Below are 19,056 nucleotides of genomic sequence, written 5' to 3' on the forward strand. Positions count from 1 at the left end.
CCCTCCAATATTTCAGATGTAATTCAGCTTTTTGGTGATCCAGAACAGGATTTCCGCCAACACACTGATTGCGCCCGCCTTGTCCGTAATTACCAGCGCCGTGCCGGAAGTCCCGAATGGAAAATCTTCGATATTGATCTGGTCCGGAACTTCGATCAGCACCGGATAGCTGGACACGCCAGCCAGATCGCGCAGTGAAGGAAGGCCCGTGCGCGAGTCAACAACGCCCTCTGCCGTTCCTACGGGCAACGATATGACGGTCCCAGGTATTTCGCCGCCCGGCTGGATTCGCAGCGCAAGGCGGATCTGGTCGCCGACGGAAACGTTCATGCGACTTGATTGGGGCAAACTTGCGATCAGATGGCGGTCATCGGGGACAACAAAAGAGATCGCCCCCTGTGCGATAGATACACGATTTCCGGGACGCAGAGAAACGGCGGTGACAAAGCCGTCTTCCGGCGCGCGCACGACTGTTTGCTCCAAATTCCAAAGCGCCTGCGCCAAAGCCTGCTCAGCCTCGACCACGCCGGCATCAATGCCGTCGATCTTGGCGGCAATCCGCCGCTCCAGACCGGCTTTGCGCGCCTCGGCCGCGCGCAGGCTTGCGGACAATTGATCGATGGCAGACACGGCTTCCTGCAACTGGAAGGTCGTCGATGCCCCCCGCTTCTCAAGATCGACAATGTCGTCACGGCGCTGGACGCCAAAGGTCAATTGCGCGGTGAGGGATTCAATGTCGGCTTCCGCCGCTGCCAGGTCGGACTGTAACTGATCTGCCGCAGAACGCGCAGTTTCAAGACTGGCTGTCAGCCGGGCGACTTCGATCCGAAAGGGTGTATCGTCAATCCGGAACAGCGGATCCCCTTTCGCAACCCGCTCGTTGGGGCGAACCGAAACGTCAACAACGGTACCTGACACATTGGGGGCAATGTTGGTGGCAACACCCTGCACCGAAACAGGCCCTGTCGGTGTGGTGTGGTTGAGGGCACCGATTACAACCAGAGCAATGATTGCGGCACCCCCATAGACGACAGATTTCCAGAACCGGTTCCATGGAAGCAGCCCCAGCTTGGAAAACACCACCCAGATCACTCCGAAATAGAGACCTAAGACAATAAGCATATGTTTACTCCATTGCGCAGAGCTGCTGATACCAGCGGGGCGCAATATTTGTTTCGGATGCGGCTAAGAAGTACGCCAACGCTTGCCCTATTTGCGTGTCGATTTCGCGGCCGCGCATTTCTGTTGACGCGCGCGGCCTTGTTTCATTGTTGCGCCGAAGATCGTTTGACCATGAAAGCCTCGACTGCCTGTTGCGTTTCCGGCCGCAGGTTTTCGATTCCTTCATACGGCATTCCTGTGGCCGGGCCAGTATCGGGGAACAGCTCTTTTCTCGCCATGTGGCGTCCCAGAATGCGGACGAACTCCTGCCCGCCCCAAGCACCAACTTCGGTCGAAACCGGGTACTTTTCGTGCGTGTCGCGCATCACATCAAAGAAATCTGCAATGATCGCGTTTTGACCCGGCCCGGGCAGGTTGAGCTTCAGCTTGTCCTTGACGACCGCCTTTGGGGTACTCACCGAATAGATGATCACGTGATCACGCCGACCTTTGCTTTCATCTTGAAACAGGATCGAGGCAGATTGATCCACGCCATCAATCAACCGGTCTCGGGGAATATGCTGAACCGCGCCGCCGAATCTAGCCAGCGTCGTATAAAGATCAGACACATGAATAATGTTGTTGATCATGCTGTCTGGTTCAATCAGACCCGGCCACCTTATGAAAGCGTCCACGCGAACCCCGCCCTCGGTCGTATCGCCTTTGCCTCCGCGAAAGACCATTGGCGTAAAACCAGATGCCGGTGAATACTTGGTGAAGTGGCCGTTGTCGCCCATCAACACGACAATCGTATTATCCGCCACGCCAAGCTCGTCCATGCGCGTGAAGATTTCGCCCAAATACGTGTCCAGCTCTTGCAGTTTGTCGGCGTACAGACCTCCATTGACGCTTTCCGGTCCGTCACGCCCGGCCCGCGTGTTGTCCAGCGGGATCATCGGCCAATACTGTAGGAAGAAAGGCTCAGTACCGCCGGCCAAGCGTTCCAGTTCACTCAGGGTTTTGTCCTGAAATGCTTGGTTCATCTCATCATATTTGGCTGCGTTCCAACGCTCACCCGGCTCCATTCGGATCTCACGAACAGGTCCGCCGGCATTTCCTTCGATCACCGTGGCCATGGCCGATGCATCGGGGCGGAACCAGTCGTCGATCGTGTAATCGTCGACAAAATCTGCGATACCAACCGAAACCTGCTCGCGGATTGCATCGTCATTGAAAATCGTCAACTGGCCCTGTTGATGAACGGCGTGCTGCGCATAGTCGAACCCCTGGTTCATTGCCCAGCTCTCGGCAATGTCACCCATGTGCCACTTCCCGACATGCGAGGTTGCATATCCTTCGGCCTTCAATACCTCAGCAAGCGTTACTTCCTCTCCGGGCAGACCGAAACCGGCGATGTCGACGGTCGTATCACCCATTCCGATCCGAACCGGCAGACGACCGGTCGTCTGGGCCACACGTGTCGGGGTGCAGGATGGCTCTGTATACATGCGCACCATGCGCATCGCTTCGTCAGAAAAATCGTTGATGTTTGGGGTACTGATGCCGCGTACCGCGTTCAATTCCGGGATACCCATATCCCCAAAACCGATGTCATCGACCAGAATACTGATGATGTTCGGGGGGTTGCCACCGTTCTCGTCTCGAAATGCCGCGAGAGCCTGATCAACGGCTGTATCGTCCTGCTCCCAGGCATCCTTGTTCTGGGCCTGAAGAATATAGAATTCGGAATCATGCGCAATGGGTGCATCCTGCGCGTAGGCAGGCGCGCTGATCGCCAGAGAACCCAGCAAAAACAACTTGAGATCCATTTCTTTAGGTTTCCTTTTTCCTTGGGTTTTCTTCTCGGTCCAGACCCTGTGCGATAAGATCGTGGGCGACACTGGAAAGCGTCTGACCGGTTAAATCCGCAAGACGAGTGAGTTTGTGGCGCTGTGAGGGTGTAAGAAGGGTCACGATCCGTTCCGACCGCACTTCTGCTTTCGGAAGCGGAGGGCGACCACGTTTGGGCGCGGCAAGCGGATCGGGCAATTTCATTTGAACATATTCCTATGTTTCGACTAAGCTTTTCATGCAAACTACAGGGGAGATATTTTGCACCGCATCAAAAAATCGACAAAACTAGACTTGGCCCCGCCCGAAGCACCCCGGTTTTTTGCGGCCACTTTCAGTGATCCGAACCAGATCGCCGCAATATCCAAATGGGATATGGATTTCCGTCAGATCGAAGACGGCGAAATGCAGGCTGATTTCAAGGTCAGATCCGGCCCGCTTATTTCCGTTATGAAGTTTGGTTTCTCGCGGCGTGTGCACCAGATCGGCGCGTCTCCGAAGGGGCACATCACATTTGGCATCCCTACCCATTCAAGACTGACGGACTGGAACGGTACCAGCATCGAAACGCCACCGTTTCTGTCCTTCGGTAGCGGCGATGAGTTCGACTGTATCAGCGACAGCGGGTTCGGCGGATATACGATGACCGTTGAATCTGAGAATGCGATGAAAATAGGCGAGAAGCTGGGGATCGCAGTCTCTGATACAGAATTCGGGGCATTTTTGTTGCCTGCAACGCCACCTGATCGCTCGGCTGCGCTTTTGAACGACATTCAGACTTTGTTGGCGAACCCAAATTCGTCAGAACAGGGCGAAACCCATTTGATCGAAGAGATACTGCGGATCGCTTTGGGGGGCGGGGCGGATCGCAGGGAACCGCGGATAAACCGAAAAGCTCTGGCACTTGCTGCGGCCATTGATCGGATGACGGCGACCCCGGACGAAAACGTCCCCATCAGCGAGATCTGCGGGGATATCAGTGTGTCATTGCGCACATTGGAACGCGCGTTCAACGAAAAATTCGGTATCGGCCCAAAGGCCTATTACACAAGGCTCCGCCTAAACAGGGTTCGCAGCCTGCTTGCAGAACAAGGCAAAGATCTGTCAATTTCTGACGCCGCAAACCGATATGGCTTTTGGCATATCGGGCAGTTCTCACAAGATTACAAAAAGTGTTTCGGCGAATTGCCATCGGCCACTGTCGATTGAAAACACTTGGCTTTGTGCTGTTTATGACCATGGCCTTTTATCGAAGCAAATCCGAAACCGCGCAAAAGCTCAGCAGGTCAGGCTCGGGCCGCATTCTATTTCAGGCACATGCGCCGTCATGATCCACAAAATCTTGCTCAACTCTCGCGACTTCGCCGCGGTTCAAAAACCGCTTATGCGTTCTATCAGCCAGTACATTGACACTGAGCCGATCCCATACGCGGTCAAGACCGTGGCATGTTTGCCAACCGGACGCGCGATCAGCCGCCAGGTCGCCATCAGAAGTGCCAAGGCAGCAATAAAACTCAGCTGCCCGGCTTCGACACCGAGGTTGAAGGCCAGCAATGCCGCGGGAATATCGTCAGGGGGCAACCCGATATCAGCCAATGCCCCTGCAAAACCAAGGCCGTGCAAAAACCCGAACCCGAAGCAAACGATCCAGGGTTTCTGTTTTGAAAGCCGGAACCGTCCTTCGCCACCTTTGACGATCTCCACCGCTAGAAAAACGATGGACAGTGCGATAACGGCCTCGACCGGTGGTCCGGGAACATTCAAAACGCCCATCGTTGCCAGCGCCAGGGTTATTGAATGCGCAAGTGTGAACGCTGTTACTGCTCCGACAAGTTTCCATGGATCGCGGACCAGAACAAACAGCGCGAAGACAAACAGAAGGTGATCCCAACCTTCCAATATGTGTTCAAACCCCAACCGGGAATATGCGGCAAACACTGACCATGTCGACTGTTCAGAAGGTATGATTTGGACATTGATATCCGGTGTAAAACGAAGCGTAGTAGGTTGAGCATCAACGGGATGCATACGCGCCAGCACGTCGTTTCTCTGAGTCTCAAGGCCCTCAATGGCAATGGGTTGGCCCGCGATACCCGCCTGGCATTCGACGACCCAGGACGAAACCCACCCTCGACCGTCGGAAATGGGATCCGGGCCACGCGCCGGAGTGCAGCCATCTGGCAAAATTGCGTCAATCGCCATCGGTTGGCCATTCACGTCGGGCTTTCGCCAATGAACGCTCCAGGTGTCAGAGGCAATTTGACGAATTTCCAGATATCCAGGATCAAGCGCGTGCGCAGCAGCGAAATTTGCAGGCCACACAAACAGCAGCGCAAACAGGAAGCAGATCAAGGTTCTCATTTGGCCGAGCCAGAAAGATCGGGGGCCACAATCTCGTATTTTTCGGCCAAAGACTGATATTGCGCTTGCGCCAGATCTTCACTCATCGCGCGGCGCCAGTCCCGCAGCACCGTATTGTGAATTTCAGCAAGTGGCGGTGTTCGGCTGGGCTCGACAGCAACGACCTCGACAAGGTGGATACCGTAACCTGACCGGATCGGACCCGTCCACTGACCTGTTTCGACCTCTGTGATGCTTTTCGAAAACCCTCCTCCAAAGACCGACTCGACAACCCGCGTCGCGGACAAAGGCATTGACGCCGGCAGCAAGGTCGAACCGCCCAGATCGGAAATGTCCTGCTTGGCGCGCAGGCTGGCCAGGGCTTTCTCGATTTCGGCCTCTCCGGGCTCCTCTCCAAGAAAGACCTGATTAAAGGCCACCATGACAGGCGTTGCATAGCGTTCCGCGTTTTCCTGAAGAAAAACCTCCAGATCTTCGTCATTCGGAACGATGGAAGTGGCAATGGCTTCGGTCAGATAATCCATTTTTTGGCTCAGCCGGGTCCTTATCAAGGGATCTCCGCGATCCAGACCAAGTTGTCTAGCCTCCCGGACCAGAACCTCTTCACGAATGGATGCGTCGACCAAAGCCTTCAGTTCCGCATCGCTTGGAGGGCGTTTCCACTGCGCTTCGAAACGAGCGGACAAAAGCGCAACGTCATTCTCGTCGAGTGTTATTTTCTCAAAATCTTCAACGCTCTCGCTTTCCGGTGCTACAATATGGAACCAAACAAAAATTGCCGCCCCAATCAAAAAAAAATGGAGCAAAGGTTCTTTCAGTACTCGCATCAAGCCTCCTGCGTGAAACGTGGCCAGATTGTTTGTTCAAATGTTGGCGTCATCGGGTCGGGTTTTGCGTGACGATGCCCTCCGCGTGTTACAGTAACGCGGAGGACGCACCGAGGTAAGGTCATTGACTCGGCTTGTGTTCCAATCGCAGAACGGATCACTCTGCCGGGGTGTACCAGATCGGGGACGAATAGGCGCGTTCCTGATGCGTAAGCACTGCATCCTCGGGCAATTCGATACCGTATCTCAACTTGTCGTACAGGATCCAACGCGGCGTTGGAATTTCGATGGCGCGGACGTAGTAAAACGCACGCGCATTCGGATCGAAATCCGGGTCTGACCATACGGTGACAAGTTCGGCCGTTCCGATTGTGTTGGTCCAGCTGGCAGTCCCCACGTCCACCGTGTTTCCAACCGCAGGGACTTTGCCGTTTTGATCGACCTCGCGGTTATCCGACCATGCGACGTCGTAGACCTTCTCCTGCAAGGCACCTTCAGAATCGAGCCATCCCTTTATCACTTGAACACGGTCCAGATTGGCACCAACCGAGTCGCGCAGAGCGGCGATCAGGAAGCTTGGCGCAGCCTCACCCTCGCGCGGGCGCAGGTCCGAACCCATTGGCACCCCTTTGGTATAACCAACATTGGCCAAGAAACGGGTTTCAACATCTGCTTCACTGAAATCCCATCCGCCAAAGAACCGCAGACCAATCCTTGGCCCCGTCGTTGCATAGGTTTCGCGGCGCTTGAACGCGTCAAAGATCGCCGCGCGTGTATTCTCGGTAGCCCAGACGGCCGTGTATCCGGAGGCGACAAGCAAATCGCCGGGAATTTCACCAAGGTCATTGGCTATGAACGGATGCTTGATACGCGAGGCTGAGGGTTCGACGCTGACGGATTTTCCAAAGAAGTTATCTTCTTCGGCCGTGGCCAGAGAGGTATGGCTGTCCGTCGCACCCCCCATGCCGAATTTATAGGGGTTCACACCAAACTTTTCTTCCAGCATCAAGCCGCGTTTCAATGCCTCTCGGGCGTATTCTCCGGCCAGCATGTCATCGGTTTTCAACTCGGTTATGTCCAGATTGCCGACGTCCCAGTTCTCGTAATCGGCAAATTCGTCATCCGGGCTCAGGAAAGGATGCGCTTCACCGTCGCCCTTTATCTGGGTGACTTCGTAATGGGGCTCCCATTTTGCGCGGGCCGCGACATATTCCTCGTCAACCTTGCCGCCGTGATACGTGTCTTCGGTTGGGAACATCCACCCATTCGACAGGTTCCCGTTATGGGCAAAGGCAACTGCACGCCCCCCCGTTTTTTCCTGATACTCTTCAAGCCAGGCATAAAGCGCCTTTGGATCCGTATCACCGTAGGGCGGTTGCGTGACCGGCGGCACCATTTGAAGCGCCCTGATCGGCCCATCGCGCAGCATGACATTGCGGTGCAAGTTGAACCCTTTCGGTACCGAGGTCCATTCAAAACCGATGAAAGCGGTAAAGGTGCCGGGGTCATTGTGCCGCTCTGCCGCCAGAACGATGCTTTCCCAGGTAAAGGCAAACGCATCGGCACCGGGGCTGTAGGATTCCAGCAGGATTTCCGGCAGTGTCATTTGCGAAAAATTGGTGATGATGTCGAAAGCCGCTTTACCGGCTTCTTCCCCGCCGGCCTTGTACCCCTCGTACCACTCCAGTCCTTTGGGATCAGAAAGAACGCCCGGCTTGCCAGCCTGCAAATCCGGCGCGAACCCCATCAGGTCCGTGTGATCCGTGAGAACCATCCAATCCAATGGTCGTGACAGTCTTACAGGCTGACCTGTTGAAGAAATGACCTGCTCACCCTTGGCGAAACGCCACGCCTCATCCGGCAGCAAGGTGTTCCCGAAAGCACCCGCATCCAGCGAAAGCCCGGTGTGAAGGTGAGTGTCTCCCCATAATGGGCGTTCAGGAAATGTGCGTTGGGCGTAAGGGGAATAGGGCTGATCAGAAAACAATCCCTCGGCAGCATCTTCGCTGGGTACGGCGTCGGCACCAACAACAGCAGGGACCAATACGAGTGAGATTATGCAAGCAGATTTCCGAAACAAAGTGACCTCCCAGTTCAGGAATACTTAGCTGTGAGGGCGAATTTCATCGCGCCATTATTATATTCCCATTTTCTTATATCACATTCTATTGGCCAAAGGGGTTTTTAATCTGAGAGCTGCAAACCCGCGCAATCAGGGAATTCGGCGAAAGCCCTTAGGGAGATCGCTAATCGTGTTCACCTGACAAGACCCGTCGGATCATCTTATCTGATAGTAAAATGAAAGCTTCCGGCTGACGCCCCCCGGCGGGCGCGGGAAAGGTGCGGCGGTTCGAACCTGTTCTTTGGCTGCGCGCTCTATTTCCGGCGAGCCAGAGCTTTCGACGACATCAACCCAAGCCAATGAACCATCCGGGTCAATCTGAAAAAACACCCGCGCATAGCCACGACCGGCAACGTAAACGATTGGCGCCCTGTTCAGATGAACAAGAACCTGACCCGCATAGTTCGTGGTGTCCGAATTTCCCGGCCCCCGCCCGCCTGAACGGGTGCCGCCCCGGTTTTGTCGGAAGGCGTCGACACCCTCTCTTTGATACGTCGCCAGCGGTGATTCAATCGTCTGTTCTGGAAATCTCAAAGCGTCAAAGTTACTTGACGGATCCAACGCACCCCGCAGGGTGGGTTGCGGGCGTCGGTCTGGAAGGCGAGGCCGCAATGACGTGGCTACGGCCTGTTCGGATCCGTCCACGCTTACATCGGGTACGGTCAGTTCGGCGTCGTCATCCAGAGGTTCCGACGCTTCTTCTGGTATTACAGGTTCAAGTGGGGACGTGTTTTCCGGAACAATAGGAGCCACCTCGACCGGTAACGCGGCGATCTGTTGCTGTTCCTCGGACACCGGTTCTTCGGCAGAAGAAGGCTCAACCGGAGCAACCGCCTCTTCAATCGGCACCTCAGGTGTTTCGGCCAACGCTTCGGGCCTTGCCGACGCAGCGCCTTCAGCTTCGGCGGCTTCGCCTTCGTCCTCCAGGTTCTGGTCTACAGGGTCCACGACAACCTCATCCGGCGCCCTCGGCTGGATTATCGTTGATTTCCCCGTATCGGGCGTGAACGTCTCTTGCGGATTCGGCGAGGCCACGCGGGCATCACTTGTCGGAACTTCTGCCTCCTGCGGCTGGGTTGGCGGTTCCACCGGAGGGGTTGGCGGTTCATCCGGCGCAGGCGGTACGGGTTCGATCGTGGTATCGGCCAACTCTTCGAACGCGTTGCTGAGTTCGATCGTGTCGGTACCGGTTTCCCCGGAAGCCGGGTCTGACAAATCTGGTACCGTGACAATCAGGCCGATCAGATGCACCAGTACGGAAATCGAAATTGCAATGATTGCAACAAAAACGGACCGCCTGATCATTCGAGGGCCTGTTCGGTCACCAGAAAAACGGTTGGCGCACCCAACCGGCGCAAACTGCTGGTGATCTCCATCAATCGAGAGGCCGACGCATTCCTGTCTGGAACGATCCGCACGGGCCCCGAGTCATGCGCGACCATGAAAGCTTCTGCCTCGATCGGATTGCCGCGAAAACTCAATGTCCCGTCCCTATGAAGAACAAGCGCATCCGGCGGCTCGCGACCGTCAATATCCGCAGTATTCACCAGATCCAGATCGGGATCCAATGGCGGTGCAATCGTACCCGTAATCAGAAAAAAGATCAGGATCAGAAAGACGACGTTGATCAGCGGAATTGTGGAATCGCGATTTCGACCGGGTCGGATGTAACGGATCATTGCCTCACTCCAACACCCTGACTGTCAAACCTTCGCGCCCGCGCAAAGGGACAAGCAGGTCCACAAGACGTTGCGCGGTTGTCCCGGGATCAAGGCTTACCAGCACCTGACCGGCCTGGACCTGATCGAACAATTCCTCAAGCGACAGGGGTTGGCCGTTCAGGACAACACGTGTGGGGCCAAGTTGCACGAAAAGGCGTTCGGGCGGCGTAGCGTCGGCATTCCCGCCTGTGGCGGCGCTGCTCAACTCGATCTCGCTGAACCGCGAAAACGTTGAGGACAGCATAAAAAACAGCAAAAGCAGAAAGATCACGTCGATAAGGGGTGTCATCGACATGCGCCGCCGCACAAAAGGCGCAGTGTTACGCATGCTCTGGGGCGACCGGGACCTGTGCCGCCGCCTCTGTGCGTTGGATGGAATGACCGGGAACCAGAACCGTACGCAAAGCCTTGTCCGCAAAAACACGCTCGCGTGCGGTTCGGCTTTCAAGCCAGGACAAAACCATCGACGTCGGCATCGCAACGGCCAGACCCACAGCCGTGGTGATCAGGGCCACCCAGATCCCGCCGGCCAAAAGTGACGGATCAACCGATGATCCAGCGGTTTGCAAGCTTTGGAATGCACTGATCATACCCAGAACCGTACCAAAAAGACCCAGCAAAGGCGCCAACTGCGCCACGGTGTCCAGCAAACGAAAACCACGTTCCAGCCCGGCAAGCGCCAAACCCGCTTCGGCATCCAGCCGGTCATCGGCCCCCGGAACACCAGATGCGTTCATCGCCGCGCCCACAATAGGGGCAAGATAGCTGCTGCTGTCCGCCAGCCTTGCGCGCGCGGCACTGTGATCTCCTGCGTCCCAGGCTGCCAGAGCTTCAGACAGCACCTTGTGCCGCCCGACACCGCAGGCTGCAAATTGCCAGAGTTTGTAGAGGGTGACAGCCAGCGTCAAAACCGACATGGCGATCAATATCGCCACCACCGGCCCGCCGAGGTCAAAAATCTCACGAAGTGCGGCTATAGGACTCATCCCAACAACTCCATTTCCACCCTGCTGCTCAGCGTGAGGGTGCTGTCGCATATGTCACTTTCGGTACCATCCACGACGCAGGAGTTCGCGCCGTTGATCAAGGCTTGTCCAACTGTGTCACATGTTCTGTTGGGAAGGTCGAACTGGCGCACCCGGGGCCGGTCGGCGGGCAGATCGCGAAAATCGAACAGAGAAAGGTTCAACACACCACCTTCGGTGTCGAAAATGACGGTTTCGAACACGGCACCGTCGATCGGCTGCCCGGTTTCATTCTTGACCAGAAACGTCAACCTGCACGCGCTGGCGACATCCTCGGCCGAGTTCAGCTCCACAAAGAGCCGTGCAGCGGAATCGGATTGTGCAGACGCTGTGGACAGCAAACAGCCAGAAAACATGGCCGCGACCATAATGCGACGAAACAGCATGAACAGACTCCGTGTTGCAGCGCTGGAACAATCGGGCAGCGACCGTCAGCTTGCCCATCTGCGTTTCTACCCGAGGGACATGTCACATTAAAGAGCCGCGAAGGGTGGCAAAGTAAAAGGGTCGTCAGCGCGTGTTGATATACGTACGTTCACGGCAAGACATACGGTGCGCAATCAGAATTTCAACTGCGCACAAAGCTGCTCCGCGCATCTGGACAACCAGCAAGTTGATGTCGGATCTAATTTGAAAAGTCGCACTTTTTCCAAACAGGTGCTTAAGCCGCAACAAAAAGCGTGAAACTGCGCTCGATCCAGTCTTCACTGAAAATCACTCAAAGCGGTTTTTGAACGTCGTTTTCACTTAATTCTTGCTAAAAGCGCGAAAAATAATGCATATTTGTCTACATTTTTAATGCATATGAATAATAATAACGTGTTTTTTAAGAGGCAAGCGTCGAGCACAGCGCGGTTTCCGTGCTTTAAAGCCCATTGGGGGAAGGGGTTCGAGTTTGTCGTTGTTAAAGATTGTAATGGTTCTTTGCGTTGTCGTGGCTATACCGTCGCAGACCATCGCCAACATCGGAAAAATTATTAGCGTCAAACAAGGCGCCCAAGTTGTTCGCGCGGGAAAAGCACAACCCGTTTATTCAGGAATGGAGGTTGCGTCCGGCGACGCGCTCAGCACTGATCAGACTGGCGTAATCCAAATCGTTTTTGTGGATGACACCAAGATTGCCATTGGCCCCAACGCACGCATGGTTCTGGATGTGTCCATGTTGCGAAATAACCGCAAAGCCAAGAGCTTTGCCGTTCAGGCTTTGGGTGGCAGTTTTCGGTTTATTTCCGGAAAAAGCCGAAAGAGAGCCTACTCGATCAGGACTCCCTCGGCGACAATGGCCGTGCGCGGCACCACCTTCGACATGTGGATCGTGTCGGAAAAACAAAGCGCGATGCTTGTCCTGCAAGGTACGGTCCGCATGTGCGGCAGTCAGGGCGCGTGCAGGTCTTCGGGGCGTCAATGCAGCATGTTCGCAACAAGCGGAGATGGAGGAGTAGGACGGCCTGCCGATCAGGCGCAATACGAACAAGCACTGAAAAGCGGGTTTCCATTCGTTCAGTCCCAGGAAGGGCTGCTGCCCCCTTTGCAGGTACGCGTTGAAGGGTGCTCAGGTGATGGAGCGCCTATACGGCGCATCGAGACAGACCGGTCGGAAGCCCGTAGGGACCCTCCTCAGCAACGCGAAGCGCAGAATACGGTCACTGGCCCTTCGCCTTCCGCGAACAATGAACCGGCAAGAGAAGAACCGGACCATGCAGAACCCGAACGCGAAGAACCAGAGCAGGAAGAGCCCGACAGAGAAGAACCGGAGCAGGAAGAACCTGAACCGGAAGAACCTGAACATGAGGAACCCGAACGGGAAGAACCGGAACCTGAGGAGCCCGAACGGGACGAACCAGAGCGGGAAGAAACTGATCCGTAATTGCTCGGGAATTGCTGTTGAACACGCAGTTCCAGTTCCATTTGTCTGGAGGATGGTTTGAGCGACAAGCTGCGGAAATCCAGGAACGGGCGATGGGCCTTCCGCCTCGTGGGGCTGGGTCTGATCCTTTTGGGTTGCTTAATCCGGGCGTGGGATCCGTACCCGGTTCGAATGACGCGCCTGATCTATTTCGACGTTTTGCAAAGATTATCCCCGCGGGAGTTCAATCCCGAACTCCCCGTGCGCGTCGTGGATATCGATGAGGTCTCGCTTGCCAGCTTTGGACAATGGCCCTGGCCCCGCACTTTGGTTGCGCAGTTGGTTCAAAATCTGGGTGACTACGGCGCCGCGACGATTGCGTTCGACATGCTGTTTGCTGAACCTGACCGGTATTCGCCGTCTCGCCTTCTGAATGATCCATCGCTGGCGGGCGTACTGACTGTGGAACGCCATGCCGAAAAGCTGGACAACGATGTCTTGCTTGGGATGGAAATGGCCTACTGGCCCGTGGTGCTGGGCGTGGCCGCGCGATTGTCGGCCAAAGGTGAGCCCATTGCGGCCAAGGCCGGAATCATTGAATTCGGGGAAAGCCCCACCGAGGGGCTGATCTCGGTTCCGCATTGGACGCCGATCGCGCCACCATTGGATCGGGCGGCGGCGGGTGTCGGCGGGGTCAATGTCTCGCCCATCGGAGGAACCGGCATCGTAAGACGGGCGCCGGTTCTTTGGAACGGTCCGGACGGTCCGCTGCCAAGCCTTGCCGTCGAGGCCCTCAGGGTCGCCCTGGGTGAGACCAGCATTTTCGTGGAAGGCGCGCCTGAAGAGGCTGGCATCATGCTGGCCGTCGAAATCGCCGGATACCGTTTACCGACAACCGAGAATGGCGAACTTTGGCTGAAGTACCGGCGGGACAGCCCCGACCTTTACATTTCAGCCAAGGATGTCCTGGAAGGTACTGAAGACCACGGGCTGCGATCCGAAATTGAAGGAAGAATAATCCTGATCGGAACCTCAGCTGCCGGTTTGTTCGATATTCACCAGACGGCGCTTGGCGAAAGCGTCCCCGGTGTTTCTATTCATGCCCAGATGATCGAACAGATTCTGACCGGTGATATGCTCAGCCGGTCTGACGTGACCGCAGCACAGGAACTGCTTGCCTTTGCGTTTCTGGGGCTTGTGGTGATTGCGGTCATGTCCAGCTTTGGCGCCATCGCATCCTTCATCGCCGGTGGCATAGCCGCCGCAGCCGTTCTTGCCATCAGCTGGCTGGTTTTTCAAAACCAATCCATCCTGTTCGATGCCACCTTCCCCCTGATTGGAGGCATCGCAAATTTTGGTCTGCTGGCGGGGTATCTTTTTGTTTCGACCGAGCGTGAAAAGCGCCAGATTCGAAAAGTCTTTTCGCATTACGTGGCCCCGGAAATCCTTGATGAAATGGAGAATTCGGGCCACCAGCTGCAATTGGGCGGAGAAAGTCAGGCAATCACCGTGATGTTTTCGGATATCCGGGGATTTACCGCTCTGTCCGAGTCCGCGTCGGCAACGGAACTTGTATCCTTGCTGAACGCGCTGTTTTCCAAGCTTGGAGATCAGATCCTGCATGAGCGTGGTACGATCGACAAGTTCATCGGTGACGCCATCATGGCCTTCTGGAACGCGCCTTTACCTGTTGCGGACCATCCATGCCGCGCAGGGCTTGCCGCGCTCAGGATGCGGCGTGCCCTGGCACAGTTCAATGCATCCGAGATCATGCGGAACCGAAAGCCGATAGCGCTGGCAACCGGAATCGCCACGGGACAGGCCTGCGTCGGCAACATCGGATCGCAAAAACGGTTCAACTATACGGTTATCGGAGATGTCGTGAATGTTTCGGCACGGATCGAACAATGTTGTCGAACGGTCGAGTATGACATTGTCGTCTCTGACGCGGTGTATCAAGCCGGGCGCGATGACCTGGCGTTTTTGCAGGCAGGCCATGTTGACCTGAAAGGCAAAGCCAACCCAGAGCCCGTTTTTGTTCTGGTTGGAGATTCAGCTTTGCGAAAGACGGACGCGTTCCAGGAACTCGTTGCACGGCACGGTAAGTTGATCGCAGCATTGAGAACCCGAAAACCGCAGGGCGACATCCTGCGCATGTGTCAGCATTGCGAAGAACTTGCCTTAGAAATCGAACCCGGATTGCGCCAGTTCTATCGCGCTTTGGCAGGTCGCGCGGCCGATTTTCGCGCGGTCTCATCATCCGGGCCTGTCATGTTCACCCGAAACACCAGAATTGCCGGTGGTGTTTAGGCGGCGCTGCATGGAAAGTCGGCTGACTACGGCCCCCAAAGCCCTGCGTCAGTGCGTGTCACGCGAGACGCGCACCCTGGGCGTCGAAGCGATAGACCCTGCCTGGGGAATACCCAAATCGGATGCTCTGACCGGCTTCAACCTGATGCTGCCCGAACAGGCGCGCGGTGATCTGGTGATCCTGCATCATGGCAATCACGTTGGTGTCACCGCCCAAATGCTCGACATGGGTGACGTTTGCGACCACCGGACCGTCGTCAGACAAAAACAGGTCTTCCGGCCGGATACCCGTTGTAATGTCTGCGCTTTCGCCGATCATGCTGGCAGGAAAGAAATTCATCGACGGCGCCCCAAGAAAACCGGCCACGAACTGGTTGGCGGGATTGTTGTAAAGCTCCATCGGGCTGCCGACCTGTTCCACACGCCCGTCGCGCAGAACGACGATTTTATCGGCAAGAGTCATTGCCTCGGTCTGGTCATGGGTCACGTAGATCATCGAAGCGTCAAGCTGCCGGTGCAGGTTCGCAATTTCCAACCGTGTATTCATACGCAGGGCCGCATCGAGATTGGACAGCGGTTCGTCGAACAGAAACAGCTTTGGTTCCCGGACGATGGCACGACCGATGGCGACGCGCTGGCGCTGACCACCGGACAGTTCGGAAGGATACCGGTCAAGGTAAGGTTCAAGGTTCAGCATCTTGCTTGCCCTTTCGACACGCTCGTCGATGACCTGCCTGCTCTGGCCCTCCTGTTTCAGCGCCAATGACATGTTCTTGCGCACGTTCAAATGGGGATAGAGAGCGTAACTCTGGAACACCATCGCGATACCGCGTTTCGAAGGCGGGGTGAGATTCATGAGCTCTCCGCCGATGCGCACTTCGCCCGACGTCACATCCTCGAGCCCCGCGATGACACGCAGAAGGGTGGATTTGCCACAGCCCGAGGGGCCGACGAAGACGACGAATTCACCCTCGTCAACGTCGATGTTGATATCCTTTAAGACCTCGACGGTGCCGAAGGATTTGTTCACGTTTTGCAGCGTCAGGGCGGTCATGTGCGTGCCTCTTTCAGCGATATGGGTTGGCCGGTACGGATGCTTTCATCAGCGGCCAGGCAGATGGCCAGCGATTGCACGGCATCGTTCATGTGGCGGGTCAGATCGATATCTTCGGCCATGGCGCGCAGCATATAGGCTTGCTCGGCATCGCAGAGTTGCTGATGGCCGGGCTCATCCGGCATCTCGATTATCCGGTCGCCATCAGGGCGGTGGACCAGAAGGCCGCCAACCTTGGTGTGGCCGTCGATATCCGCGGATGCGCCCTTGTTGCCATCCGTGATTGAAACCGATCCATTGGGTGACACGATATCTTTCACGAAAAAGGCGGTCTCGGACATCATCGGGCCCCAGCCGGCCTCGTACCAGCCGACCGAGCCGTCTTGGAAGATCACCTGAAACTGGCCGTAGTTATACATGTCTTCGGCAATCTCATCGCTAAGCCGCAGGCCCATGCCATGCACGCGGACGGGATCGGAATCGGTGATCTGGCACATCACATCGACGTAATGCACGCCGCAATCGACGATAGGCGATGTCGTCTGCATCAAGGCCTTGTGGGTTTCCCATTCGGCCCCGCTGCTTTGCTGGTTCAAGTTCAGACGGAAGACATACGGCCCGCCGAGATCACGCGCCTCCGAGATCAGTCGCATCCATGACGGGTGGTGCCGCAGAATATATCCGATCACCAGTTTCCGGCCGGTTTCCACTGCTTTTGCGACCACGCGTCTGGCGTCCGCAACGGTCGTGGCCAGTGGTTTTTCAACAAAGACATGCGCACCTGCTTCCATTGCGGAGCAGGCAAAGTCTGCGTGGCTGTCGGAATAGGTTGCGATGACCACCAGATCGGGGTTTGTCTCGGCCAGTGCAGCCTGAAAATCCGAATAGACCGGATAGCCTGACAGGTCGGGATGGTCTACGTGACCTGTGCGGTTGACCAGCCCCACGATCCGTGCGTCGGGGTGGCGATGATGGGCCAAGGCATGGCTCAGGCCCATGTTGCCAAGACCAGCGATCAGTACCCGGGTCATTTGACAGCCCCTGAGGTGATACCGCGGATCAGCTGGCGCGAGAAGATGACGTAGAGCACCAGAACCGGCAGGATTGCCATGCTGAGCGCGGACAGAACCGCGTTCCAGTCGGTCACAAACTGGCCGATGAAGACCTGGCTGCCCAACGTCAGGGTTTTGGTCTCTTCAGCGGGTGCCAGGATCAAGGGGAACCAGAGATCGTTCCAGATCGGGATCATGTTGAACACGGCGACGGTTGCCATGGCAGGCCGGACCAGAGGCAGCACTAACCGGAAAAAGATCGTGTATTCCGAAAGCCCATCGATGCGCCCCGCATTCTTCAGGTCCTCACTGACCTGGCGCATGAACTCGGACAGGATGAACACCGCCAGCGGCAAACCCTGTGCCGTGTAGACGAAGATCAGGGCCCAAAGCGTGTTCACAAGCCCTGTGGCGACCATCATCTCCAGGATCGCCACGGTGCCGATGCGGATCGGAATCATGATCCCAAGCGCCAGATAAAGCCCCATCAACATGTTGCCCTTGAACCGGTATTCGCTGAGGGCAAAGGCGGCCATGGCGCCGAACAGCAGGATAAAGGCCAGTGATACCACGGTGACGATCAGCGAGTTCTGAAAGTAGAGAAAGAAATCCCCCTGCTTCATCACGGTCTGGTAGCCGATCAAGGAAAAGCTTTCGGCATCAGGCAAGGCAAGCGGCTCGCGAAAGATGGCACGGCGCGTTTTGAAGCTGTTGATGATGATCACGAAAACCGGAAACAGGGCGATCAGAGTGTAAAGGATCAGCGCACCATGCATTGCGACGGTGTTCAGTGGATTCGAGCGTGCCTTGTTCATTGCAGAGCCCTCACAGCTGATACCGGCGCATCCGGGTCTGGATGCCGAAAAGGTAAATGCAAACACCCACAAGGATGATGGCGAACATGGCGCCGGCAATGGCGGACCCCATATACGGATCACCCAGTTGCAGCTGGAAGCCAAAGAACGTGCGGTACATGAAAGTGCCCAGGATGTCGGTCGAAAAATCCGGCCCCGCCAGCGCGCCCTGAGAGACATAGATCAGGTCAAACGCGTTGAAATTGCCCACGAATGTGAGGATCGAGATGATCCCGATCGAGGGCAGGATCAGCGGCAGTTTTATTTTCCAGAAAGCCGAAGCTCCTGTGATCCCGTCGATCTCTCCGGCTTCAAGAATTTCTTCGGGGATCGACAGAAGGGCCGCATAGATCAGCATCATCGGGATGCCGACAAATTGCCAGACCGAGACAAGCGCCAGAGTTGTCAGCGCGTATTCTTCCTTGCCCAGCCAAGGCGCGAACAGGGATTTCAAGCCAACCGCGTCCAACATCGAGGGCGCAATCCCCCAAAGCGGAGACAGGATCAGTTTCCAGGCAAAACCCACGATCACGAAGCTCAGGATCGTCGGAATGAAAATGGCCGACCGGTACAGTGCGGCAAAGCGCAGCCTCGGGTGTGACAGGATCGCGGCCAGAGCGATTCCGATGGGGTTCTGCACCAGCATGTGGATCAGGAAGAACCAGAAGTTGTTGCCCAGCGCATTCCAGAATTGCGCGGACCAGAGCGGATCAAGAAACAAGGTTCGGAAATTCTCCAACCCCACATACACACGCGCCTGATCGACTTCGGTAAACAGCGCAAGGCGGAGCGTGTTGAACAAGGGCAGGATCATCACCGCCGTGTAAACCAGCACCGCAGGTGCAAGAAAAACGGCGATGTGCCAGCGTATGCGGCGGGTCTGCATGGGGATCTCCGGGGAAAAGGTGCCGGACGCGACGGGCCGCGTCCGG

General features: G+C 56.2%; 18 protein-coding genes. 3 read left to right on the forward strand and 15 right to left on the reverse strand.

Annotated features, from left to right (window positions below; all coding sequences use genetic code 11):
* Positions 1 to 12 precede the first annotated feature (12 nt).
* The 3 genes from GOW31_RS10690 to GOW31_RS10700 form a co-directional block, all read right to left on the reverse strand.
* Positions 13 to 1,122, reverse strand: coding sequence for an HlyD family secretion protein (locus GOW31_RS10690; RefSeq protein WP_171118017.1), 1,110 nt, complete (start codon positions 1,120 to 1,122; stop codon positions 13 to 15).
* A gap of 143 nt (positions 1,123 to 1,265) precedes the next feature.
* On the reverse strand, positions 1,266 to 2,930 hold the full coding sequence (locus tag GOW31_RS10695; RefSeq protein WP_171169928.1) for a sulfatase-like hydrolase/transferase: 1,665 nt from the start codon (positions 2,928 to 2,930) through the stop codon (positions 1,266 to 1,268).
* A 4-nt stretch (positions 2,931 to 2,934) separates the two neighbouring features.
* On the reverse strand, positions 2,935 to 3,156 hold the full coding sequence (locus tag GOW31_RS10700; protein WP_171118020.1) for a hypothetical protein: 222 nt from the start codon (positions 3,154 to 3,156) through the stop codon (positions 2,935 to 2,937).
* A gap of 90 nt (positions 3,157 to 3,246) precedes the next feature.
* Here GOW31_RS10700 and GOW31_RS10705 point away from each other — a divergent pair, with 90 nt between their 5' ends.
* Positions 3,247 to 4,161: a helix-turn-helix domain-containing protein gene (locus tag GOW31_RS10705; protein ID WP_171169930.1), complete on the forward strand. Its 915-nt coding sequence runs from the start codon at positions 3,247 to 3,249 to the stop codon at positions 4,159 to 4,161.
* Between the two features lie 162 nt (positions 4,162 to 4,323).
* Here GOW31_RS10705 and GOW31_RS10710 read toward each other — a convergent pair whose 3' ends face one another.
* The 8 genes from GOW31_RS10710 to GOW31_RS10745 form a co-directional block, all read right to left on the reverse strand.
* Positions 4,324 to 5,313: a HupE/UreJ family protein gene (locus tag GOW31_RS10710; RefSeq protein WP_171169932.1), complete on the reverse strand. Its 990-nt coding sequence runs from the start codon at positions 5,311 to 5,313 to the stop codon at positions 4,324 to 4,326.
* Positions 5,310 to 6,140 carry a peptidyl-prolyl cis-trans isomerase gene (locus tag GOW31_RS10715; RefSeq protein WP_171169934.1) on the reverse strand — a complete coding sequence of 277 codons (831 nt, stop codon included), beginning with the start codon at positions 6,138 to 6,140 and terminating at the stop codon, positions 5,310 to 5,312. The genes GOW31_RS10710 and GOW31_RS10715 overlap by 4 nt, the downstream gene beginning before the upstream one ends.
* Before the next feature lie 157 nt (positions 6,141 to 6,297).
* Positions 6,298 to 8,184 (reverse strand): DUF3604 domain-containing protein, encoded by a 1,887-nt coding sequence (locus tag GOW31_RS10720; protein ID WP_254441690.1) that lies wholly within the window; start codon positions 8,182 to 8,184, stop codon positions 6,298 to 6,300.
* Positions 8,185 to 8,418: 234 nt separating this feature from the next.
* Complete coding sequence (locus GOW31_RS10725; RefSeq protein ID WP_171169939.1) at positions 8,419 to 9,567, reverse strand: energy transducer TonB; 1,149 nt, start codon at positions 9,565 to 9,567, stop codon at positions 8,419 to 8,421.
* Positions 9,564 to 9,941, reverse strand: a complete 378-nt coding sequence (locus tag GOW31_RS10730; RefSeq protein ID WP_171118033.1) for a biopolymer transporter ExbD — start codon at positions 9,939 to 9,941, stop codon at positions 9,564 to 9,566. Before GOW31_RS10730 ends, GOW31_RS10725 begins: the two co-directional genes overlap by 4 nt.
* 4 nt (positions 9,942 to 9,945) lie before the next feature.
* Positions 9,946 to 10,272 carry a biopolymer transporter ExbD gene (locus tag GOW31_RS10735; protein WP_171118035.1) on the reverse strand — a complete coding sequence of 109 codons (327 nt, stop codon included), beginning with the start codon at positions 10,270 to 10,272 and terminating at the stop codon, positions 9,946 to 9,948.
* A 31-nt stretch (positions 10,273 to 10,303) separates the two neighbouring features.
* Positions 10,304 to 10,969 carry a MotA/TolQ/ExbB proton channel family protein gene (locus GOW31_RS10740; RefSeq protein ID WP_171169941.1) on the reverse strand — a complete coding sequence of 222 codons (666 nt, stop codon included), beginning with the start codon at positions 10,967 to 10,969 and terminating at the stop codon, positions 10,304 to 10,306.
* A complete protein-coding gene (locus tag GOW31_RS10745; RefSeq protein ID WP_152460518.1) occupies positions 10,966 to 11,394 on the reverse strand; it encodes a hypothetical protein in 429 nt (142 codons plus the stop codon). The genes GOW31_RS10740 and GOW31_RS10745 overlap by 4 nt, the downstream gene beginning before the upstream one ends.
* A gap of 653 nt (positions 11,395 to 12,047) precedes the next feature.
* On the opposite strand from GOW31_RS10745, the gene GOW31_RS10750 reads away from it, so the two are divergent.
* Positions 12,048 to 12,875, forward strand: a complete 828-nt coding sequence (locus GOW31_RS10750; RefSeq protein WP_253282476.1) for a FecR domain-containing protein — start codon at positions 12,048 to 12,050, stop codon at positions 12,873 to 12,875.
* A 57-nt stretch (positions 12,876 to 12,932) separates the two neighbouring features.
* A complete protein-coding gene (locus tag GOW31_RS10755; RefSeq protein WP_254441691.1) occupies positions 12,933 to 15,164 on the forward strand; it encodes a CHASE2 domain-containing protein in 2,232 nt (743 codons plus the stop codon).
* A 58-nt stretch (positions 15,165 to 15,222) separates the two neighbouring features.
* Here the strand turns inward: GOW31_RS10755 and GOW31_RS10760 are convergent, their stop codons facing one another.
* The 4 genes from GOW31_RS10760 to GOW31_RS10775 are packed head-to-tail and all read right to left on the reverse strand — an operon-like array spanning position 15,223 to position 19,010.
* Positions 15,223 to 16,218, reverse strand: a complete 996-nt coding sequence (locus tag GOW31_RS10760) for an ABC transporter ATP-binding protein (protein ID WP_171169942.1) — start codon at positions 16,216 to 16,218, stop codon at positions 15,223 to 15,225.
* Positions 16,215 to 17,249, reverse strand: coding sequence for a Gfo/Idh/MocA family protein (locus tag GOW31_RS10765; RefSeq protein ID WP_171169945.1), 1,035 nt, complete (start codon positions 17,247 to 17,249; stop codon positions 16,215 to 16,217). Before GOW31_RS10765 ends, GOW31_RS10760 begins: the two co-directional genes overlap by 4 nt.
* Positions 17,246 to 18,085, reverse strand: coding sequence for a carbohydrate ABC transporter permease (locus GOW31_RS10770; protein ID WP_171169947.1), 840 nt, complete (start codon positions 18,083 to 18,085; stop codon positions 17,246 to 17,248). The genes GOW31_RS10765 and GOW31_RS10770 overlap by 4 nt, the downstream gene beginning before the upstream one ends.
* 10 nt (positions 18,086 to 18,095) lie before the next feature.
* Positions 18,096 to 19,010: a carbohydrate ABC transporter permease gene (locus tag GOW31_RS10775; RefSeq protein ID WP_171169949.1), complete on the reverse strand. Its 915-nt coding sequence runs from the start codon at positions 19,008 to 19,010 to the stop codon at positions 18,096 to 18,098.
* Positions 19,011 to 19,056 lie beyond the last annotated feature (46 nt).

Source organism: Ruegeria sp. HKCCA0370, assembly GCF_013033705.1.
Taxonomy (GTDB): Bacteria; Pseudomonadota; Alphaproteobacteria; order Rhodobacterales; family Rhodobacteraceae; genus Ruegeria.